Annotated in this window: 16 protein-coding genes and 1 pseudogene; 14 read left to right on the forward strand and 3 right to left on the reverse strand. The window is 58.1% G+C overall.

The genetic code is table 11. From position 1 onward, the window contains the following. Nucleotides 1-118: 118 nt before the first annotated feature. Nucleotides 119-1,486 carry a site-specific integrase gene (locus QZ648_RS11255; RefSeq protein WP_169068237.1) on the forward strand — a complete coding sequence of 456 codons (1,368 nt, stop codon included), beginning with the start codon at nucleotides 119-121 and terminating at the stop codon, nucleotides 1,484-1,486. A gap of 133 nt (nucleotides 1,487-1,619) precedes the next feature. On the opposite strand, the gene QZ648_RS11260 is transcribed toward QZ648_RS11255, so the two are convergent. Then, nucleotides 1,620-2,273, reverse strand: a complete 654-nt coding sequence (locus tag QZ648_RS11260; protein WP_291997069.1) for a hypothetical protein — start codon at nucleotides 2,271-2,273, stop codon at nucleotides 1,620-1,622. A 260-nt stretch (nucleotides 2,274-2,533) separates the two neighbouring features. On the opposite strand from QZ648_RS11260, the gene ssb reads away from it, so the two are divergent. From ssb to QZ648_RS11300, 8 genes are all read left to right on the forward strand, one after another. Continuing rightward, nucleotides 2,534-2,983: a single-stranded DNA-binding protein gene (ssb, locus tag QZ648_RS11265; protein WP_291997070.1), complete on the forward strand. Its 450-nt coding sequence runs from the start codon at nucleotides 2,534-2,536 to the stop codon at nucleotides 2,981-2,983. A gap of 83 nt (nucleotides 2,984-3,066) precedes the next feature. Then, entirely contained in the window at nucleotides 3,067-3,324 is a 258-nt protein-coding gene (locus QZ648_RS11270; protein ID WP_291997071.1) for a hypothetical protein, read from the forward strand. A gap of 546 nt (nucleotides 3,325-3,870) precedes the next feature. Beyond that, entirely contained in the window at nucleotides 3,871-4,704 is an 834-nt protein-coding gene (locus QZ648_RS11275; protein ID WP_291997072.1) for a PD-(D/E)XK nuclease-like domain-containing protein, read from the forward strand. Nucleotides 4,705-4,798: 94 nt separating this feature from the next. Continuing rightward, complete coding sequence (locus tag QZ648_RS11280) at nucleotides 4,799-5,860, forward strand: recombinase RecT (RefSeq protein WP_291997073.1); 1,062 nt, start codon at nucleotides 4,799-4,801, stop codon at nucleotides 5,858-5,860. 549 nt (nucleotides 5,861-6,409) lie between these two features. Then, entirely contained in the window at nucleotides 6,410-6,643 is a 234-nt protein-coding gene (locus tag QZ648_RS11285) for a hypothetical protein (protein WP_291997074.1), read from the forward strand. 152 nt (nucleotides 6,644-6,795) lie between these two features. Continuing rightward, nucleotides 6,796-11,709, forward strand: a complete 4,914-nt coding sequence (locus QZ648_RS11290; protein ID WP_291997075.1) for a DEAD/DEAH box helicase family protein — start codon at nucleotides 6,796-6,798, stop codon at nucleotides 11,707-11,709. A gap of 797 nt (nucleotides 11,710-12,506) precedes the next feature. Then, nucleotides 12,507-12,950, forward strand: a complete 444-nt coding sequence (locus QZ648_RS11295; protein ID WP_291997076.1) for a hypothetical protein — start codon at nucleotides 12,507-12,509, stop codon at nucleotides 12,948-12,950. A gap of 97 nt (nucleotides 12,951-13,047) precedes the next feature. Next, nucleotides 13,048-13,476, forward strand: a complete 429-nt coding sequence (locus tag QZ648_RS11300) for a hypothetical protein (protein ID WP_291997077.1) — start codon at nucleotides 13,048-13,050, stop codon at nucleotides 13,474-13,476. Here QZ648_RS11300 and QZ648_RS11305 read toward each other — a convergent pair. Both QZ648_RS11305 and QZ648_RS11310 read right to left on the reverse strand, forming a co-directional pair. Continuing rightward, nucleotides 13,464-14,795 (reverse strand): annotated as a pseudogene (locus tag QZ648_RS11305) (IS4 family transposase); the annotation flags it as partial. The gene QZ648_RS11300 and the pseudogene QZ648_RS11305 overlap by 13 nt on opposite strands. 59 nt (nucleotides 14,796-14,854) lie before the next feature. Next, nucleotides 14,855-16,432: a hypothetical protein gene (locus QZ648_RS11310; protein ID WP_291997078.1), complete on the reverse strand. Its 1,578-nt coding sequence runs from the start codon at nucleotides 16,430-16,432 to the stop codon at nucleotides 14,855-14,857. A gap of 299 nt (nucleotides 16,433-16,731) precedes the next feature. Here QZ648_RS11310 and QZ648_RS11315 point away from each other — a divergent pair, with 299 nt between their 5' ends. The 5 genes from QZ648_RS11315 to QZ648_RS11335 all read left to right on the forward strand — a co-directional run bounded on the left by QZ648_RS11315 (nucleotide 16,732) and on the right by QZ648_RS11335 (nucleotide 21,042). Continuing rightward, nucleotides 16,732-17,031, forward strand: a complete 300-nt coding sequence (locus QZ648_RS11315; RefSeq protein ID WP_291997079.1) for a hypothetical protein — start codon at nucleotides 16,732-16,734, stop codon at nucleotides 17,029-17,031. 108 nt (nucleotides 17,032-17,139) lie between these two features. Continuing rightward, a complete protein-coding gene (locus QZ648_RS11320) occupies nucleotides 17,140-17,406 on the forward strand; it encodes a hypothetical protein (RefSeq protein WP_291997080.1) in 267 nt (88 codons plus the stop codon). An 83-nt stretch (nucleotides 17,407-17,489) separates the two neighbouring features. Then, the gene (locus QZ648_RS11325) at nucleotides 17,490-17,864 is read left to right on the forward strand and encodes a hypothetical protein (protein WP_291997081.1); all 375 of its coding nucleotides are present in this window, start codon (nucleotides 17,490-17,492) and stop codon (nucleotides 17,862-17,864) included. 263 nt (nucleotides 17,865-18,127) lie between these two features. Further along, nucleotides 18,128-19,687, forward strand: a complete 1,560-nt coding sequence (locus QZ648_RS11330; RefSeq protein ID WP_291997082.1) for a hypothetical protein — start codon at nucleotides 18,128-18,130, stop codon at nucleotides 19,685-19,687. 230 nt (nucleotides 19,688-19,917) lie between these two features. Further along, nucleotides 19,918-21,042 (forward strand): RES family NAD+ phosphorylase, encoded by a 1,125-nt coding sequence (locus QZ648_RS11335; protein ID WP_291997235.1) that lies wholly within the window; start codon nucleotides 19,918-19,920, stop codon nucleotides 21,040-21,042. Nucleotides 21,043-21,079 lie beyond the last annotated feature (37 nt).

Genomic DNA, 21,079 nt, shown 5'->3' on the forward strand with positions numbered 1-21,079 from the left:
AATTTATTCCATATCTCTCCGATTGCACCATCCAGAGGAGTCCGATAGAATCCAGGGGTAGCCTAGGTTTTTGTTGGGCACATTGTTGGGCACATTTTGAGATGTTAGGGGCGCGACCATGGCGAGACTGACCGTGAAGCAATTGCAGGCCCTTTCCGCTATTGACGCAGGTAAGAGGTTGAGCGACGAGCACGCCCTCTACGGTGTCGTGAGAACGCGTGGTGATGCAGCCTCGGTCATGTTTCGCTGGAGATACAGATTCGGCGGTCAGGTTAAAGACTACACCTGCGGGACTTGGCCAAAAGACTCGCTCGCCCAGATCCGTCAGGTGCGAGCGGATGCCGCTGCCTACGTCAGTAAGGGTTTGGATCCAACTGAACAGGCGCGCACGCGGAAGCTCTCTGCTCGGGCGGTGCAAGCGGAGGAGCTAGCCAAGCTCAACTGCCGGATTGCTGAGGCCGAATCTTTCAAGTCACGCCTAAGCGTTCGGGCTCTTTTTGATCGCTGGGAAAGGCTTGAGTTGTCGGCGCGGAAGGATGCCGGCAAAGAAGCAAGAAGATCGTTCGAGAAAGACGTGTTCCCCAGCCTGGGTGATGTTGCGGCGGAGGATGTCACGAGGCCGATGGTCGCTCAGGTACTTGACAACGTTGTGGAAAGAGGCGCCCGCATTCTTGCTCGCAACCTCCTCGGCGACATTCGCCAGATGTACGGCTTCGCCATCGTTCGTGGCCTCGTAACTACTGATCCGAGCAGCCACATGAAACGCGATGACTTTGGCAAGAAAGTCGAGCGTAGCCGAGTATTGAGTGAGGACGAGGTTCGTTTGCTCAAGAGCAAGCTGTCGGCGGCCAGAATGGCAAAGACATCGGAACTGGCCGTCTGGATCATCCTCGCGACCTGTTGTCGCGTTGGCGAGCTGTCGATGGCCCGTTGGGATCAGATTGATCTTGAAAAAGGCGTCTGGCGCATCCCCCCAGAAGATGCCAAGAATGGCAAGGAGCACACGGTGTTCTTGTCCGATTTCGCGGTCGATCGGTTCAAGGAGCTTCGCGACATCACGGCTACTTCCTTCAACGCGGAAGGCGTGAAAATTAGATGTCCTTGGGTCTTGCCTTCGCACGATAAGAGCAATCACCTGTGCCTCAAGTCTTTGGCCAAGCAGATCGGCGATCGCCAGCGGGGTGACAGACCAGCACTGAGCAACCGCAGTAGTAACGTGTCATCTCTAATTCTTCCACGGGGGAAATGGACGCCGCACGACCTACGGCGAACTGGAGCCACGTTGATGGGTATGCTCGGTATCCGTCCAGACGTAATTGAAAAGTGCCTTAATCACGTTCAGCAAAACAGACTGGTTCGGATCTATCAGCGCCAAGACCTGACATTAGAGCAGAAGAATGCCTGGAGGAGCCTCGGAGAGCTGCTTGACCTGCTCGGGCGAGATAACTTAGACGATGTCACATCGCTGCCTCGGGTACCGTCATAAAAGCGCCGGAGTGTGACGCCACTTATCTGAGCTCGCCAGCAACGCCACACGTCAGACTGGTCCGGCAGATCTGGCGCCGTGCTCGCTGACGCGAACGCTGAACCGCTCGGTTCCCTGAGGTGTTGATCGCCAGTTACCTTGTCTGCGAGGACTCGTCCGGGGTGCCTGCCGTCTCCAAATCGCGATGCTCCACAGCCGGAAGCTCTTTCTCTTCAGCAACCACCCCACCCGTCTCCTTCCGCCGTGCCGCCAGCACCGCACGCGTAGCGAGCTGCCGGATCTGTCCGGCCAGACGAAGGATCCGCCGCTTCCATTCATAGACCCCGCGCGCGTATTGGCTGTCGCTGATGACGCATGACAGCCAGAGCGCATCCAGGTGGGCCATCATCCCGTCGAACTCGCGGATGATCGCCAGGTACTTGATTGAGCGCGGCGAGGTGATCTGCACATCGATGGTCTTGGCACTGGTGTAGCCGATCGCAGTTTCGATGCCGTTCCCCTCGGCAACTTCCTTCAGCCGCAGCGACTCTTTGCGAATCTCCTCCAGTGTCTGGTCGATCTGAGTATCGACCAAGGCATCGACTTCCTGCGCCTGCTCTTCGCTCCCGATGAATCTCAAGACCACGCTCAACGAGAACAGCGCGTTGGCGCACATCTCGTAGCCACGGTCGAAGATCTGCTGCGCGTGCAGTGAATTGAGCACGGCCTTCTGCGTCAGGAAGGGCCGGCTGTTGTCCTGCCGGACCGATGGAATGTGCGTCGAATCGTTCCGCTGTCGCTGTGCCATTTGCCGTCTCCCAGGGTGTCGATCAAGCCCAGCGTATCGCTTGAACCGCGATGGCGACCTTCGAAATGCAACCATAAGCGACGCATTTCGAACTCCTGCGACGATCGTGACGGCAGAGAATTCAGCCATCTCTCGTTCCGTCTATGACGATCGAAGTGAAGGTAGCTGGCCTTCTTCATAAACAGCATTCTCTCCAACCCCCGGCGGGGTAGCCCCGTCAGGATACGGCGGCGTCCCTGCCTTCCTTGTCAGGAGGTCATATGCCCTCGTTGAACAGAGTCACCCTCATCGGCCATCTCGGCGCCGACCCCGAGGTTCGCTACACCCAGAACCGCGAAGCGATCGCCACGATCCGGATCGCGACCACAGAGATCAGCAAGGACAAGTCGTCCGGTGAACGCAAGGAAACCACCGAATGGCACCGCGTGGTCTTCTTCAACCGTACGGCCGAAGTCGTCGGCGAGTACCTCAGGAAGGGCTCCCCGATCTACGTCGAAGGTCGCATCCAGACCCGCAAGTGGCAGGACAGCGCAGGTCAGGATCGCTACGTCGTCGAGATCATCGGCAGCGAAATGCAGATGCTCGGTGCTCGTCCATCGGCGAAGGACGCCAAGGCATCGGGTTCCGTCCCTCGTCGCGCCGACACGGGCTCGTCTGATGAGCCAAGCAGTACAGCTGTCGACGAGTTGCCGGTCATGGATTCGTTCTGAGCAGATCGTGACTTCTTTCCCCCACCGGGCGGTCATTCTCCCGGACCGGGAGCCGACTGCCCTCCACCTCAGGAGGTTTGCTCATGGAACGTGTCATTCTCGTCCTCGCCATGCTGGCAGGGCTTCACTCACTTTTGTCCTTTCTCCGCTCCTCGGCACAAGGCCTGAAGAAGCTGTTGAGCCGTACACCCGAAGTGACGAAAGCACCCGAGCCAGCGAAGGTCATAAACGTTACGACTTCCGATTGGCAGCAGTACGACAGACCGGCTGTCCAGCGCCGGACCGGGATCGACATCGATTCCGCCAAGAGCGGTGAGGCTTCGTTCGAAGTGATCGCCTGAACGCTCATTCCCCTGCGGGGCATCGCCTCCGCGTCAGGGGAGGGATGCCCTTTTTTCTTTCTAGGAGGCATCTCATGGCACTCGTTCTTCTTTCTTGCTGCATCACCGGCTGGATCATCAGCCGCCCGATCGTTCGCGCGCTGGGGCTCTGACCATGGCTTCTGACCCCGCGCACGATCAAGTCGTGCAATCCAAGCCGCGTCTCGTTCGACTCTTTTCGGCGCTCTCGATGAATCGTGCCTGCGATCTCCACCAGAGACTCCAGGCAGGACGCACCGACCCGGAAACCCGCCAGATGCTCCGACGGGCTCTGATCCTCTCGAAGCAAGAACAAGCAGCGAACTGAACCACGCCCCGGCTTGCCGGGGCTTTCCCGAGTGCGTTTGCAAAGCGCCCTCCGGAAAGCAGCCTTTGATCGAGCGATTCTTCGCCCGAGCAAGTCGCGGTAGCTGGCCGCACGAAACAAACAGCATTTTCATCCACCCAGCCGGGGACGTCATCTCCGGAAGGGGCTGGTGACTCCGGCATTTTTCTTCTGGAGGCACCATGGACGTCAGCCATCCTGGCCTGCTGCGCATGCCGGCCAAGCAATACCACGCGGATCAATCGATCGGCCATTCGGGAATCATCAAACTGCTCAAGAGCCCAGCGCATTTGCGCGAAGCCCTCGATCATCCGTCGCCACCCACGCCGGCGATGGCGTTTGGCACCGCGGTTCACACCCACGTCCTCGAACCGGATCGTTTTTTCGAAGAGTTTGCGGTGGTCGAGAAGTTTGATCGCCGCACCAAGGAAGGCAAGGAAGCCGCCGCCCGCTTCGAACAGGAGAATCAGGGCAAAACCCTGATCACTTCCGACGACCTGGCGAATCTAACTCGACTGCGCGCCGCCGTTCACGCGCACGAGGGGGCGGCCCGCCTGTTCACGCAGGGAGAAGCCGAGTTGTCGGCGTTCTGGACAGACTCGCTCACCGGGATCCGCTGTCGCTGTCGTCCGGACTGGTTCAACGGGACGGCCGTGGCGGATCTCAAGAGCTGTGTCGATGCCAGCAGCCGAGGCTTTTCTCGCGCCATCGCCAACCTCGGCTACGACATTCAAGCGGCGTTCTACGTCGATGGAATGAAAGCCGTGACCGGCACGGAGCTGCCCTTTCTCTTCGTCGCCGTCGAGAAAGAGGCTCCCCATGCCGTGGCGCTTTACCGGGCCGATCCCGAAATCATCGAGGTCGGTCGCAAGAAGTACCGGGCAGCACTACAGCTTTTGAAGTGGTGCCAGGATTCCGGAAGCTGGCCGGCTTACCAGCCCGGGGGGGAGATCGAATTGATCTCGCTCCCGCGTTGGGCAGCCAACACCGACGCTTTCGAGTTCGACGCCGCCTGATCGGCGGCCATTTTCAGTTTATCGACCCCGGCGGGGAGACCCGTCCCCGCTCCGGGAGGCATGGTGTCTCCGCCATTTGTATTTGGAGGAAACCATGTCTCAAACCTTGCGTAACATCCAGAGCGCCCGTCAGGGGAATACGACCAGCGTGGTGTCTTTTCCAGCGATGCTCGAACAGCTCAAGGGCGAAATCGCCCGCGCGCTGCCCAAGCATCTCAGCGCGGAGCGCATGGCGCGGATCGCACTGACTGCGTTTCGCATGAATCCGAAGCTGTCTGAAGTGGATCCACGCAGTGTCGTCGCGGCGGTCATCCAGTCTTGCCAGCTCGGTCTGCAAATCGGCCTGATGGGCGAAGCGCATCTCGTCGTGTTCGGTAGCCAGTGCCAGTTGATTCCCGGCTATCAGGGGCTCGTGAAACTCGCGCGCAACAGCGGCAGCGTGCAGGACATCTATGCGCACGAAGTGCGGATCAACGACAAGTTCGACATCGTCCTGGGCCTCAACCGTTCCTTGATGCACGAGCCGTTGAAGAAGAACGGCTTCCCGGCGTCCGACGACGAGCGTGGAGCGATCGCCGGTTTCTATGCCGTGGCGGTGTTCAATGATGGCTCACGCACCTTCCACGCCTTGTCGAAGGAGCAGGTCGAGTGGGTACGTGACCACTCCCGCGGCTACCAGATGGCGAAAAAGAACCGAAAGGAGAGTCCGTGGGACACGCATTTCGTCCCGATGGGCCTCAAGACGGCCATTCGCCGCCTGTGCAATCTGCTGCCGAAATCGCCCGAGCTGGCCATGGCACTGGCCATGGACGAACTCAATGAACGCGGTAAGACCCAGAACATCGGGATGGCCGAGGCAATCGACGGCTCCTGGGCTCCGGTCATCGACGAAGAGTCGAGTGAATCGAAGGCTAAGGAGACGGGGGCGGGCGACCAGAAGTCCGGTCGTGAAGGTGGCAAACCGCCCCTCGATGTGTTCCTCAGCAGCATCAGCCAGGCCGCATCCGTTGATGACCTCGACGAACGCTACGCCCAGGCCGAAGACGCCGCCGACGACGGCGATCTTGAGCAGTTGCTTCGTGCCTATCGCAGTCGTAAGGCGGCGTTGACGGATACGGCTTCGCCGGCCAGTGCGATTGTCGGTGTAGCGAAATAGGCGCCCCGCGAGGAAGTGATCGCGCTGTCTCTATCCATAGCTGATGGACTGCGACTAGCACGACGGGCGTCGGTTCGCACCGAGCGAGCAGCAACACTTTGCGAAGGAGTCCCGTGGACTGACGATGATCTTGTCAGGCTCCACAGGCGCCTGCTGCACAAGTCGCTGCGCGCTCTGTTCGATTCGAGGGTCTGCGCCGCCACACGGGTGGAGATCCTCGACTGGCTGCTGTCCCCGAAGGATTGCTCGAACGCCTTCTCGTACCACGCGTGCTGCGCGTTGTCTGGCCTCGATCCCGAAGTGATTCGGGATCGGGTGCTGAAACGGTATTGGTCACGCGATTCCCAATAAACCACCGGCGGCAACGCCGGGCTTTCCCCAGAGGGTTGACGCAGCCCTTTGCGGAAAGCGGATTCTGGACCCATCCGTCGGACGGGACCTGAAAGGCGGTAGCTGGCCGCCACAAACAAACAGCATTCCTACCACCCCACGCGGGGGCGCGAGCCTCCAGCGAGGCATGGCGTCTTTCGCACGATTCACGGAGGCGTCATGACTCAAGTACCCCGGAGCACCGGCTATCGGTACTTCATCAACCCGGACGAGCGCGGCAGCTTCTCCGCCGACGTCCGTAACCCGCGTAAGCGAACCATTTTCGAGATCCACGGATTTCAGATCTTCGAGGACGGTTGGATGCGGCACCGCCGCGACCTCGACGGACTGAAGCAGTACCTCGTCGATCTGGGACTCATGAACCGCGACGACGACCTCGCAATGGGTCAATAGCGCACGCGCGAGGTGTCGCGAGGCTGCAAGTTTGCAGCGAAGCCGTGGCGCCTGGCGAGAGTCGGCGCGCCATGACCCATGTTGTTGATTCCACCCTTCCGGGGACACCCCCCGGAAGGGGTACGTGTCTCCGACTTTTCAAGGAGACCCACGTGAAACTCACTCAACTCGCCCAGACCACTCTGTGGCTGCCGGGCTTTACTCCTCAAGATTCGCAAGCAGTACTCGCTGCATGTCCGACGGCGGAGATCATCGCTTTTCCGTTCGTCGAACCAACATGCTCTCCGGCTCCGGCAACGGGGCCAGCTCGCAGTCCCTGGGACCCACTCGAGCCTACGCTGCATGCGAGTCTTCGTGGTGACGTCGCCAAGTTCGAAGCGAACCTGGCGGCCATCGCGCTCCTCTCTCGCCTGGCCGCAGAGAACCGCGCTGCCCACGACGACGAGCGCGCCATCCTCAACCGGTTCACCGGATGGGGCGGCATTCCCAAGGCGTTCAATCCCGATCAGGACGATCGGGCGTGGAAGGCGAGAGCCCAATCTCTGCCCGATGTGTTGGGCGAAGATTACGAAAGCGCCAAGGCGAGTGTCGTCAACGCCCACTTCACCGAAGTCTTCGTGATCGAGGCGATGTGGCGCGCCGTTCGCCGGTTGGGTTTTCGGGGCGGTCGTGTGCTGGAACCCTCAGCGGGCGTTGGATACTTCATCGGGGCGATGCCAAGAGATTTGGCCGCCACCTCGGAAGTGACGGCTGTCGAGATCGATCGCGTGTCGTCGCGCATCCTGTCGAGCCTGTATGCTCCTCATGGCGTGCGGACCTTCGCGGTCGGTTTCGAGAAAGCGCGTTTGCCGAAGGACTGGTACGACCTCGTGATCTCGAACGTTCCCTTCGGGAACTACCCGGTGCCCGAGGACCGCAATGTGCCGTATGCCAACTTCCTCATCCACGACTACTTCTTTGCTCGCGCTCTGGAGGTGACTCGCCCCGGTGGACTGGTGGCTTTCATCACCTCGGCCGGGACGCTCGACAAGGGCGATGACCGGGCACGGCGCCATATTGGTGAGCAGGCCCGATTCCTCGGCGCGATTCGCTTACCGTCCGGCACGTTCTCGCAGATTGCCAACACGGACGTCACGACCGATATCGTCTTCCTCCAGAAACTGGCGGAGGGTGAGCAGGCCGCTGGCGACTGGATCGGCGTCAGCGAAGCCCCGCGGTCGATGTGTGACACGGATCGACGCCTGTTCATCTCGAGTTGGTATGTCGACCATCCGGACCTGCTGATCGGTCGCATGGGGCTCAAGTCGAATGGCTTCGGTCCGGCCAATGCGGCGATCTTTGACGGTGATGTGAGCAGCGCATTGACAGAGCGCGTTGCCCGCTTGCCCGAGGACGTGTATCTCCCTCGTGCCGTCGAGAACCTGTTGTCGATGCCGCGGGAGCACCTTGTCGCTGCACCGGAGTTCGTCAAGCCCGGCGCGTACTGCCTGACCCCGGATGGCCGCCTGGCCATCTCGGAAGGCGATGCGTTGCGGGTCATCGACGCGACGGTATCAACCGCCCGGCGGATTCGTGGCTTGATGGCGATTCGCGATGCGGCACGCCGGCTCTTGCACCTACAGCCCGTCACGGCGGACGATGGTCGACTCGGCGAACACCGGGCCGCCCTGAACACCGCCTACGATACCTTCGTGGCGCAACACGGCATTCTCCACGCGATGGTCAACAAGCGGGCGTTCAAGGGGGATCCGGATCTGCCGCTGCTGCTCTCGCTCGAAGACTTCGATCGGGAAAGCGGCACGGCCGTGAAGGCGGACCTCTTCTCCCGCAGAACGGTGGGCGCGGTCCGCAAGGTGGAGCGCTGTTCGTCAGCCGACGAAGCGCTGCTGGTCTCCCTGCACGAAGCCGGACGCGTCGATCCGACGCGGATGGCGTCCTTGCTGGGGCTGGCGGTCGAGCAGTTTCTCCCGGACCTGGCGGGTCGTGGCCTGATCTTTCTCGATCCGCAATCCGGCGACTGGGAAACCGCCGATGCCTATCTCTCCGGCAACGTGCGCAACAAGCTGGCGATGGCGGAAACGGCCGGGGAAGTCTATCTCCGCAACGTTGAAGCCCTGCAGGCGGTCATCCCGACGGACCTGGGGCCGGGTGAAATCGATGCCCGGATTGGCTCGACCTGGATCCCCTCGCGTGACTACGGCGCATTCCTCGATCATCTCCTGGGGTGCGAGGGTTGCACGGTGGAGTTCAGCGCCGAGGCCGGTGCGTGGAACATCAACGTGCCATGGCCAGGCGAACGCTCGGTCGCCTCGACGCAAACCTACGGCACCCGGCGCATGACGGCGGGTGAGCTGTTCCTGATCAGCCTGAACCAGACGGTTCCGACCATTCGGGACCGGGATCCGCTCACCGAGCAGTCAGTCGTGAACCCGCAGGAAACCCTCGTCGCCAGGGAAAAGCAGCAGGCACTCAAGGAGCAGTTCCGATCCTGGGTGTTCGCCGATCCCGAGCGGTGCGAGCGGCTGGTCAGGCGCTACAACGACCAGTTCAACGCGGTGCGATTGCGGGCGTTCGACGGTTCAGGGCTCTCTTTACCGGGGTTTTCCGAGGTGTACGCGCTTCATCGGCACCAGAAGGACGCCATCTGGCGAATCGTCTCCAGCGGGGTGAATACCCTGCTGGCGCACGTCGTCGGTGCCGGCAAGACCCTGACCATGGTCTGCGCCGGCATGGAGTTGCGCCGCCTCGGCCGGGCCAGCAAGCCGTGCTACGTGGTGCCCAACCACATGCTGGAGCAGTTCGCGACGGAGTTCTTGCGGGCCTATCCGGGGGCCAATCTCCTGATGGCCAGCAAGGACGACCTGGCCGGTGACCAACGCCGGACGCTACTTTCCCGGATTGCCACCGGCGACTGGGATGCCGTGCTGATTACCCATGCCTCTTTCGAGAGGATCAAGATGAGCGACGCCGCGATGGCGTCGTTCATCAAAGCGCGTGTCCACGAAATCGAGCGTGCCATCCGGGCCTCGACATCGGAGCAGCGGGGGAATCGGATCGTCAAGGAGTTGGAGCGGGCCAAGAAGGTCTGGCTCGCCAGGCTGGAGAAGCTGTCGGCTCGTTCGAAAAAGGATGACCTGCTCACGTTCGAGGAACTGGGCATCGACTACCTGTTTGTCGACGAGGCTCACTACTTCAAGAACCTTTACCGCTTCACCAAAATGACGCGGGTTGCCGGTTTGCCAAACAGCCACTCCGAGCGTGCCTTCGATCTGTTCGTGAAGACGCGCCATGTGATGGGCGAGCAGGGTGGCCGTTCCGGGGTGATATTCGCGACCGGGACACCGGTTTCGAACTCGATGGCCGAGATGTGGACCATGCAACGCTACTTGCAGCCGGCGACGCTGGACGCCCATCAGCTGTCGCAGTTCGACACCTGGGCGGGCAACTTCGGGGAATCGGTTACGGCGCTGGAGTTGTCGCCGGATGGGAGTGGCTATCGCATGAACACGCGTTTCGCGCGCTTCGTCAATTTACCGGAGCTGATGACCCTGTTCCGGGAAGTGGCCGATATCCGCACCGCCGAAATGCTGCAGCTGCCGGTACCCAGGCACCATCTGGAAACCATCGCCGCCAAGCCCAGCGCGGAACTGAAGGCCTTCGTGACCACGCTGGTCACGCGGGCGAAAGCGATCCGCAACGGCCAGGTCATGCCCAGCGAAGACAACATGCTGGCGGTGACCAACGACGGCCGCAAGGCTGCGTTGGACATGCGACTGGTCGATCCTGCCAGCCGGGAAGATCCGGACAGCAAGCTCAATCAGTGTGCGGACAGGGTCCATGCGATATGGCGGGAAACCGCAGCGTTCCGCGGTACACAGGTGGTCTTCTGCGATCTCGGCACGCCGACGGACGATGGACGGTTCAGTGTCTATCCCGTCATTCGGGCCAAGCTCGTCGAGCGGGGGGTCCCGTCAGAGGAGGTGGCCTTCATCCACGACTATGACAGCGATGCCGCCAAGGCAGAACTGTTCCAGTCGGTGAGGAAAGGGCGGGTTCGTATCCTCCTGGGCAGCACCCTGAAGATGGGGGTGGGCACCAACGTCCAGACCCGACTGGCGGCCTTGCACCACCTGGACGCCCCTTGGCGACCGGCCGATGTGGAACAGCGGGAGGGACGCATCATTCGCCAGGGCAACCTGAACGAAGAAGTGCGGATCGTTCGCTATGTCACCGAGGCCTCGTTCGACGCCTACCTCTGGCAGACCCTCGAAACCAAGGCACGTTTTATCGCCCAGGTGATGCGCGGGGACACCGGGATGCGCAGTGCGGAGGACGTAGAACTGGCGGCGCTATCCTATGCCGAGGTGAAAGCCCTGGCATCGGGCAACCCGCTGGTGATGGAGAAGGCAGGCATCGATGCCGAAGTGGCGAAGCTTGGTTTTCTGAAATCCCAATGGGACAACCAGCGATGGTCGAACCAGCAGGAGTCGGCGACCTTGCCCGGCAGAATCGCGAAGATCCGGGAACGGATCGGATCGATCGAAGCGGACCTCGCAGATCGGATCGATGTACGGGGTAAGCACTTCAGCATGGTGATCGACGGCCAGCACTATACCGATCGATCAGCGGCGGGAGAGGCACTCCAACGGCACTACCTCGAAGCCAGAAGCCGAAAGGTCGGCTGGAAGGCTGTGCGAGAAGAGCGGTCGGTGGGGCAGTTTGCCGGTTTCGATCTCGATCTCTCGATCCCTGCAGCATCGGACGATAGTCCTTGTTTCGTCCTGAAAGGCCGACGCGCCTATGCGGCTCATCATTCCGAGACCCCGCAAGGGATGCTCAGGGTGATCGAGAACGTGGCCAACAGTCTGGCAGGACGACTGTCTGACGCGAACGACGATTTGGTCCGAGCAGAAAAGCGCTTGGCGGACATCCTCATCGAGTTGGCGAAGCCCTTTGACAAGGCGGCGCGGCTGACGAGTTTGCGGTTGCGTCAACGCGAGATCAATGCCGCTCTCGATCTCGACAAGGGACACGCCGGCGGGATGGAAGCCGAAGCCGCCGCTTGACGGGAACGTCCATCAACCCCCCGGGGACCCCCTGCCAGGTTCGGCAGCGGGTTCCCGGTTTTTTTTTTGTTGGCGTTGACGAGCGCTGGCGTGATCGCCGCCGACCTTTCACCTGATCGGATGGATTTCCTCACCGCAACTTCATCAGCGCACCGGCTGCCTGGCCCGTTCCGGCCAGTACGCAAGCACTTTGTCGTATCTCTGCAAGTGACAAGCCTTGCCGTCTCGACCGCACTGGGGGGCGCGTAGGCGGAGCAGGGCCGCGAGATTAGTTTCGCGGACGAGCGTCGGGTCGTCACCCCGAAGCGGACAATCGAAAAAGGGTACCCTTCGTCCGCTCATCGGCCAATGCGGTCATTGCGGGCATGTGCCTTGAGCGTCGGCTCTACTGCGCATTGCCGCCGTTCGGCCGGGTTCGCGGAAAAAGTCTGGGTCGGCCACTCCGGGCGACCGCTTACTGACGAATGCTACTCACACTCTCGATCCGAAGCGAAAGTGACACAATTGTCAAAGCTGACGCTGAAGGTAAAGGGTCAGCGATACTGCGCAACTTTATCGCGCGGCCCCCCTGCACCTCGGGGTTGGGCATCTGCTGGCACCGTGCTTCGCCGGACGAAAACGCCCGCCGTAGAAATTTCACTCATAGCAACCATGGGCGCTGCAACCGGGATTGAGCATGTATGTCTGATCCAGATTCGCGATCACGAGGACGATGCGATAGAAATGAGTGACCGCCGTGGCCAAGGCCTTCTGATTGTGTTGTAGCATAGTCAAGCAAGACGTGACGAGGATGGAGCATGGTAATGCTGGCGTTTCATGAAAGATTTGGCGATCTCGGGGAAACGCGGGTGCTCACCGTGCCTCCTCGGAGTGCGGTACCGGCTGGCGTCTATGGCTTGCTTGAATTCTATTGCACTGACGACAACTGCGATTGCCGACGGGTGATCATCAAGGTTGTCGGCGAGAATAGCGGCGGCAAGGTCTGGGCAACAATCAGCTACGGATGGGAAGATGCTGCCTTCTATCGTAAATGGTCACCGGGAACGAAGAATGCCGCGGAGTGGTTTGGCCCGACCCTTGACCCTCTGAATCCTCAGTCCGCGCATGCAGGAGCCTTCCTCGGCGTGTTCAAACACGTAGTGCTCCAGGACAAGCCTTACATCGACCGGCTGAAGAGCCACTACGCGATGTTCAAGAAGTTCCCGAAATCGCCCCAACGAGCGAGTGCGCAGAAGAGGTAGAAGGACTGCCGGGGCTTGGGTGTGTGAGGGTTGATGCGGCTTGGGATGTCCCGAAGGCAGTAGCCACCGATAGTATAGTCGCTCAGAGAGATGAGAAATGGCGGAACACGGCGAATGGATCAGTAAAGGCGCAAGCCTTAGTGATGTAACGGCCACCAAGGAATACGGCGTGAGCCGGGATTTTATTCTTAAGGGCATACGTGCCGGCAAAGTGCAATATCGCGAGGGGGCTGTCTGGGGAAATCCATACCGCAAACTCCTTCGGCGTGAGCTTGAACAGTACATCGCTGAGGAGCTTGGTGCAGATCATCTGCAGTGGATAAAGAACCAGGCTGAACTGCGAAAGATCACCAAGGAAATGGCCACTGTGAGAAAGAGACTGGATGAACTTCAGGCTCGCAAATCGGCGCTTGAGAACTCCATCAGGAAGCAGTGGATAACCGAACCCGGCGCTCGACCGATGAGGAAAGAACGGATCGCCGGAGGGCGTTGCCCCATCCCGTTATACACAACTCACATGACATGACTGATCTCGCGCATATGCTCTACGCCGGAGACGAAATCACGCAAGCGCTGGATGCCGAGCCAGAGGGATTTGACGCCGGGTTCGCCGTCGCCCTTGCGGGCGAGGAATCCGCCGAGCTGTGCGATCAGGCGGACGACCTCGCGAATGCTCGGCACCTTCTTCGGTGGCTTCTTCTTGTTGAGGATAAAGGCGCCGGCCCATTCCGTTTCGGAGAAGAACAGATCGGCAGACCCCTGCGGGTGGATGCGTCCCAGGCGAATCAGGCGGGCAAGGCGCCAGGAAACGACCAGATAGACCGCCAGCGCCAGTTCCAGCTTGCTCTGGCTGCCCAGCTGCAAGGCCTCGACCCGGCAGCCGTTCTTGAGCACATGGAACAAGGTTTCGATCTCCCAGCGGCAGCGATACCAGTCGATCAACTCGACGGCCGCCTCAAGACCGACGACTTTACGATTGGTCAGCAAGCGCCATTCGACCGGCTTGCAGCCGGCGGGCGCCCCGATTTCCGTGGCGATCAGGCAGGTTACGCTGACGTGGCGGTCGTCCGTGCCAGGAGCCGGGAGGTCGACCGCATGGCTTCGCAACTGCTGGCGCACGATCCGTTTCGGTTGCCCGTGCCGCGATGCCAGCGTGAATTCGATCTCGCCGAGCGGCGATTCGGCAAGAGTTGCCGCCCACAGTTTGCCGCCTTGCGGCAAACAGCGGTTGTGCTTGGCGCGAATCAGCCAGTCGGCCGGCGTCCCCAACGCCTGGGCCCGCTGCATCAGGCCGACAATGTCCGCTTCGCGGTCGGCCACATAGACCAATCGCGTTTGTGGCATCCCCGCCGCGGTTTCGGCGACCCGCTCGTAGCCTTCGATCCAGCGCGTGCTCTCGCTGATGCCCGGCCGGCTTCCGTCGGCCGCTTTCGCTTCTCTCGCCCACATCCAGGCGTCGATCACCCCGAGCGGTTCGCGCTCCGGGGTCACCGCATAGGTCGGGTGCAGATACATGCCGCGCTGGGCTTCGTACGAGAGCGGCCCGAGTCCTTCGATCTCCTGACCGTTGAAGTCCAGTTCGGTGGTGTCCTGAAGGCACAACACCACCGGGTGTTGTGCCATGCGCCCTTGGCTGCAATCCATGTGCGGTTGCAGGATCGATTGCCAGTTCAACCCGCGCTTGCCAGCGCGGGCCTGATCGAAGAAACGGTACGCCGCAACCGTCTCCGCCCAATCCCCACAGGCGCCCGGTATGCTCGCCGTCGGCTGCTCTGCAAAGCGTGTCGCCAGTTTGATCAGCCTCAGCCTCAGACGTCCGTCCCCCAGTTCAGCCCCGCCAAATTCGTCTCCCGCCTAGTTTGCCATCGCCCGATCCCTATGAAATTCCTCCGCAGGACTTGTCTCTATTGCGCGAATGATTCTGACATGTTGAAGGCGGCTGGAAAGTCGATACGGCGGCAGCGGACGGCGGCCCACATTGCTTTCACGCCGTTTTGCGTGACCCGGTAGAGACGAGAGTTGGTGACTTTGGCGATCAAGCCATGGCCGCGCAGTTTGGCGATCAGGCGGCTGGTTCGATGCGTACGCCGCTTGATTTCGGCGGGGTTATTGGCAGGGGCCGAGTAAAGCTTGCCCTGGAGATCGCGGTTGCGGAAGCCATTGATGGCGAACTCGCCGGCCAGCAGCGAGGTGAACAGAGCGACGTTCTCCGCGGTGACCGGGTTGAAAGCGGCGACATGCCGACCGGGCTTGCTCTGTGACCGGCACAGGCGATCGATGGCCTCGATCGCCTGACCTTGAAGGGGAGCATTGGCCAAGGCGTCGATCAGGCGCGAGTTGGCACCGTGAGCGACTTCGGCATAGCGCCAGAAATTCGAGACCCCTTTGCGCATCGGCGACCACCGGCAGACGATCTGACCCTCGGCATTTTCGGACGAGGTGAGGATTTTGAACTCTGCCGGATTGTTGAGGGTGGTCTCGATTCTCAAGACGTTGAGATGATCGTAGAGTTTGACGGAGTTGCGTCGGATACGGAACTTGATCCGGCAACCTTCGGGCCGCTTCTTGCTGTCGATCACGACCTCGCCCGTGAAGAGGTGATGAGGTTTTTGGCCAAGAAAGCGCATGACGTCCGTGGCACCGAAGCCGGTGATGGCGGCATGGACGAGGTCCTGGTGGATACGTTCGAGATCGGCTCTGGACTTGAACAGGATATCGGTGGCGACTTCTGCCTGATCCATGCCAAACCAGTAGCCGTCGAACTTCGCCGCGGCGATGGCCGGCAAGAGCGGATTGACGCTGGCCACCTGGCGAATCAGAAACGCAGGCCAGTCGGTGTGGTTGAACTGCTCGGCAAGTGCCGCGGTGGCTTCGAAATCCGACACCCAGAGAATCTTGTTGTCGCTCCGCTCGAAGGCGACACCCACTTGCGGCAGTTGCCGACACAGCCACTCCCGGCCATTGACGTAAATCTGAGTGGCGTACGGTGCCCAGGTCTGGATACGCACGTGCATCCAGCCAAAAACCGGGTCGATCAGATACCAGTACAGGTGCAGGCAGCGGCGATTGCGCCGAACGACTTCCAGACGTTGCGTCTTGCGATTGCCGGCCACGGCGAACGAGAGGCACGGTTCGAGGACCGAGAAGATGCAGACCAGGCCTTCGCTGATGCCGTCCTGCTCGGCGATGGCCCGGGCCATCGCTTCCTTCGATCGACCGCTCGCGTGCGTGTGCGCGGAGGCGAAAAAGAGGTAGGGACGCCCCGCCTCTTCGGCGGTCGTCTTGGCGTGTTCGACGAGCGTTTTGGTTTCGCTTTCGAAGAACTTCCCGGCATCCTTGAGCAGCACGCCTCGCTTGGACAGGTAGCGGCCAAACGCACCATCCGGAAACATCGAGGTCAGGTAGCCCTTGAAGATTATCCGGTCGAATCCTTCGACCACACCCAGGATTGACTCTTGGTGCTTCTTGAGGAAAATGTCCATGTCGCCTCCCTTGCCGTGCGGTGGTCTACCTCCTACGTGGGGTTGAGGATATTGTCCTCGCAAATTAAATCCGGCGGTAGCGGGGGCGACACCTCCTTTTGGTTGCGGCCAACGGCCGCGCTATGAAAATGGGAAAGGGAAAGCAAAGGGTATACCAGACAAAAACGGTCAACTATTTGCCAGGGGCCCATCGGGCGGCCAAGTTATGCTAAGTGAGTTGTGTATAACGAGATGGCGTTGACCTTGCACCGTACATCACTATGTCGTCTTTGAAGCTTCACATTTGCAACCCTTGGACGATGCCGTATCTCGACGCGGTGAGCATCCTTATTGACGCGCTGCATAAGCAGATTGGTCCAGAGCACGTACTGTATCGTCGGGAGGTCTTCCCTTTGGCATTTCGACGTGACCCCGACGCCGTCATCTATGAGACCGACGACAAACCAGAGACCTATGCCTTGGTTTGTCTGTCGTGGAATACTTACGAAATTGATAGAAACCGGGGCGATGCCCGAAAGACGGTAATTCTGCCGAACCAACAGGCAGTTCAGGCACAGATGGATATGGATAATTTCGAGTGGATTGCACAGTTCAGATAGACTTTGGCCACCAATCTCGGCGGTTACTAAACCAAACCGCGATCCTTCACAGCGCGCCTATCTCGACCTCGGGCGCGATACGTGCAAACCATGGGAAAGTCGCTAAACATGCCCGAGTATAACGTGGTGCTTGAAGTGAAGGAAGTTATCTCAGGTGTGGTACCACGGGCAAACGATTGGGTTGAGTATTCGTGTGTGCTCAAGATAGAAGATGGTGGAAGACTTCCGGTTTCACTTGAAATGACATTTATCCCCCCGCATCCTTTTTCAGTGAATATGCCCCTAGCCCACACAATAAGGGCAACTAGCATCTCAGGGCTATATTTCAAGGTCATTGAATTTCTTGGAAAGTATGGCGTTGAATTTCGTGGCTAAAATTTGGCTTAAGTTTGGCGCTGGAATTTTCGGTATAAAAGCGCGCCGCTCCCCTTCTGCTTAGTCGTTAGGATACCGCCTCTATGAATCGTTACGATCCCGATCAGCCCCCGAACTCCGAGGAATGGTTGGCGCTTGACGAGCAGTTGCGCATTGGTCTTGTGGAAAAATATCATAGACAGGAACGCGTTCAGTTGCCCAACGTGACCGTCCACGCTGCCCTTCACGCAATTGTCGAGAATCAACTTGCCGAAAATCTCGAACCGGCTGCGCGTGCGATGGCTCGCCTTACCACCGAAGGTCTGGACCGGCATGAGGCCGTCCATGCCATTGCTTCTGTCGTTGCCGAACACATCCACGACCTCCTCAATGCCAAAGCAGATGCAAACAGCTCAAAAGCCGTCTACGCCGCCGCCGTGGAACGACTCAATGCAGCCACGTGGCGCGCACGTGGGTAGTCGTAAGCGCAATTGCCGCTCCGCCGGCGTGCTCGAAAGGTGACCGAGATTGAGTTCGCGATGGCGTGTACCTTGGTTACGTGGGGTGCACCAACGCGAAATTTCTGGATGGTGACGGACAGCTCTCGGCCAGGAGCGGACGGTGAAGGGGTTGGTCCTAAAGCAGTCGATCAGGCACTGCCGGTGTATGCTGTCAACCTAACTTCGGACGTATCCACTTTTTCTTCTGCTTTAGGCATACCCATTTTTTCCCGCGAGATCAAATGCCAAAATTGCTCGAGACACTTGTATTTCAAGATAATCCATTCGCTTTATATGTCGCCGAAAATGAGCCCGACATTGATAGCTATTTTGTTCGGCCGCCATACTTCGACGAAGTTGCTGTGAGAGGACAGGCTTGTCGCTCGCTGGTTCTGTTTGGCGCGCGTGGAGCGGGCAAGAGCGCCACGCGATTGACTTTCTATAAGGGATGCTGGGCACTTCGCCAGAAGGATGAACCGGCGCCTCTAGCGGTGGCTCTAGAGGACTTCTCGCGGATCACTTCAGGTGGGCTTGCAAACGCCGATCTCGGAAAATTTGTCGCAGAGGTTGGATACTTAACGATCGAGGCGGTGCTTCTTTGGTTGTCCGCCTTGGAGGAAGCGGATCGGCACTTGCACCTTGAGACAATGACATCGGAGCAGGAGGCTTTGGTCATAGCACTTGTGCAGCGCTTCTACCTCTCCCGGCCGGAACTGGTACGCAGCGCCAGTGTTCGTGAGCCGCTCAAGCTGCTAAATCAAGCGTGGCACAAGCGGACAAAACTTTGGATTGAAAAGCGATGGGATGCTGTCGCCGGACTAGTTTCGACTATTGCGTCTGCAATTACAAAAAAAGCATCGGGTATCGATGCGAATATTGACGCAGGACTTCGTGACCTTCTGAAGACTGACGTCGCTCAGTGGAATGACAATCAGTTCGCAAGGGCGCTTCTATCTAGATTCAGCGATTTCGCCAAGGTGTTTGGTTTTCTTGGCGTTGTCGTACTCGTAGATAAGGTTGACGAAACGCCACTCACTAGTAATTCTGCGGCAGCAACTGCAGGCCTTCTCTTCCCTCTGCTTTCGACGACCCAACTCCTTGAGGTCGACAACTTTGGATGGGTTTTTTTCCTGTGGGACAAGGTAAAGGAAAGCTATACAGGAACAGAACAGGCGGTACGCCTCGATAAGATTGCACACGCCACTATCATTTGGCAAGAGCCGTTCCTCAGAAACATGATCGGACGAAGATTGGCCCACTTCTCCGGTGAGCGAATTACGCAGTTTGAGGGCCTATGTGATCCAGCGCTAGACGCCCCTGCCAAGCTTGGAGATATGATTTCGCTCTGTATGAAGTCTCCACGAGAACTGATCCGAATTCTCGACACCGTTGTTCGCGAGCACGATGAGCACTTTGCAAATCAAGCCTCGCCGCCATTAATCGTGAAAGAATCGGTTGATCGCGCGCTCGACAAATACACGGTGGAAACGCTTCCACAGCTTTATGCGCGTCTTCCGCTACAGCAGATTGTCAGAATGAATTCGATGGTTTTTACGAACAAGGACGTACAGAACAAATTCCGTATCAACGGTCAATCTGCGAGAAATCGTATTCGAGTTTGGGAGGACGCTGGCATCGTCGCATTGACAGGAACAAGGCCTGCTGAAGGTGGGCAGGCCGGTAAGCCTGCAAACGAATACTCCATCGTGGATCAGCGAATACATCGTCTACTTCAACGCAAACTATCGTTGGGTCCAAAGTTTGACCTCGCCGACGATGATATCTTAGAGGATCAAGTTTGACCTTTCTGGTTCGGATCGTCGTAAGCGATCGGTAAATTGACTCTTTGAAGGACTGCTCTTCAAAATCTTGAGCGTCCGCAGCGGGTCGATAGCACCAATTGGCGGGCGACCGAAACGGCCATTGCGATGCCACCTACTCGTAGGGCAACCGTGGTCTGTCCCCGGTTCCCCCCTGCGGCGGCAGATAAACGCTATTCGTTAGGCATATTCACATATTCGGAGTGTATTTGATGGTTTGTACATCATGCTTTAATAATTATGGTATTCGGCAAACAAGCCTTTTAGTAAAGAAATCAAATATTCAAAAGCAATGTGATAATTGTGGCTCCATCGGGCACCCCCTTAACTTAGATGAATTAGAAGATATTATGAGGAGGTTTTTTGTTAATGGTTCCATTCCCCCTGAAGTTGGTGGTCCAGCACCTGTTTATCAATTCAATAAATACCATAGCTCTAAAGACATTATATTTTTAACCGATATTGATAAAGATCTTCAATTGCTTTCAGAAAAACTAAATGTGGGACTTTTTCATTATGGACCTCCATTGTGGAGACTTGGATATACTGCGCACTATCAAGCACTTGTTTTCGATAAAGTGGAAGGGGAAAAGCGAAGTCAGATTTGGAATCAGATAATACAAAGATGTGAGGAATCTACCTATAACGTAGGTGATGTTTTATACCGTGTAAGAACTGGGAATAAGATGCCTCCATCAGTAGAGTGTGAATTTGATACGCCCCCAGTAGGCTTAATTGGCGAAGGGAGGTTTAACTCAAGTAGGTTGCCAATATTATACTGTGCTACTGATGTGGAAACTTGTATGCACGAAACACGTGCAACTTTAGCTGACTATATTGTTGTTGCAGAACTACTTGCTATAAAACCATTGAAACTGTTGAATTTGTCTAAAAGCAAGTCAACTGGCGCTACTGAGTTTGAGCAGGTTGATAGAATGTTACAAAGGCTGTCATATGCTGGAAAGAATGAATATAGTATTTGCCAAGAGCTAGCCTTAGAAATCCAGAAATATGGATATGACGGGTTTATTTCTCTTAGCTATTTTGGGCAGGCTCATAAATCCGAATTGTATAATATTTCATTGTTTGGTTACCCGTTAAAAGAGAAAAAACTATCTCTAAAATCAGTTAATAGGTTAATCATCGACTCGGTTTCATATGAATATAGGTTTGGCCCAACAAATGACAACCATTTTATGGATAAATCGAAGCTGAGTGAAATTGGTAAAAAAATGAAAGAGTTTACTGAAAATCCTGATTTGAACCCTGACGACTTTAATGAAGTTTTTGAAGAGCTTGGTGTTTTACTAGGTAAACGAAGTGGCATACCAGTTTAATATATGCCTAACAAGCAGCTCAATCAGACCTTCACTG

Source organism: Candidatus Accumulibacter sp. ACC012, assembly GCF_907163155.1.
GTDB classification, from domain to species: Bacteria; Pseudomonadota; Gammaproteobacteria; order Burkholderiales; family Rhodocyclaceae; genus Accumulibacter; species Accumulibacter delftensis.

Excerpts from the sequence above, each read along its gene's own strand:
- QZ648_RS11260 (WP_291997069.1), bottom strand. The coding sequence starts at position 2,273 with ATGGCACAGCGACAGCGGAACGATTCGACGCACATTCCATCGGTCCGG.
- ssb (WP_291997070.1), top strand. The coding sequence starts at position 2,534 with ATGCCCTCGTTGAACAGAGTCACCCTCATCGGCCATCTCGGCGCCGAC.
- QZ648_RS11255 (WP_169068237.1), top strand. The coding sequence starts at position 119 with ATGGCGAGACTGACCGTGAAGCAATTGCAGGCCCTTTCCGCTATTGAC.
- QZ648_RS11330 (WP_291997082.1), top strand. The coding sequence starts at position 18,128 with ATGCCAAAATTGCTCGAGACACTTGTATTTCAAGATAATCCATTCGCT.
- QZ648_RS11285 (WP_291997074.1), top strand. The coding sequence starts at position 6,410 with ATGACTCAAGTACCCCGGAGCACCGGCTATCGGTACTTCATCAACCCG.
- QZ648_RS11320 (WP_291997080.1), top strand. The coding sequence starts at position 17,140 with ATGCCCGAGTATAACGTGGTGCTTGAAGTGAAGGAAGTTATCTCAGGT.
- QZ648_RS11300 (WP_291997077.1), top strand. The coding sequence starts at position 13,048 with ATGGCGGAACACGGCGAATGGATCAGTAAAGGCGCAAGCCTTAGTGAT.
- QZ648_RS11315 (WP_291997079.1), top strand. The coding sequence starts at position 16,732 with ATGCCGTATCTCGACGCGGTGAGCATCCTTATTGACGCGCTGCATAAG.
- QZ648_RS11295 (WP_291997076.1), top strand. The coding sequence starts at position 12,507 with ATGGTAATGCTGGCGTTTCATGAAAGATTTGGCGATCTCGGGGAAACG.
- QZ648_RS11270 (WP_291997071.1), top strand. The coding sequence starts at position 3,067 with ATGGAACGTGTCATTCTCGTCCTCGCCATGCTGGCAGGGCTTCACTCA.
- QZ648_RS11325 (WP_291997081.1), top strand. The coding sequence starts at position 17,490 with ATGAATCGTTACGATCCCGATCAGCCCCCGAACTCCGAGGAATGGTTG.
- QZ648_RS11275 (WP_291997072.1), top strand. The coding sequence starts at position 3,871 with ATGGACGTCAGCCATCCTGGCCTGCTGCGCATGCCGGCCAAGCAATAC.
- QZ648_RS11310 (WP_291997078.1), bottom strand. The coding sequence starts at position 16,432 with ATGGACATTTTCCTCAAGAAGCACCAAGAGTCAATCCTGGGTGTGGTC.
- QZ648_RS11280 (WP_291997073.1), top strand. The coding sequence starts at position 4,799 with ATGTCTCAAACCTTGCGTAACATCCAGAGCGCCCGTCAGGGGAATACG.
- QZ648_RS11335 (WP_291997235.1), top strand. The coding sequence starts at position 19,918 with ATGGTTTGTACATCATGCTTTAATAATTATGGTATTCGGCAAACAAGC.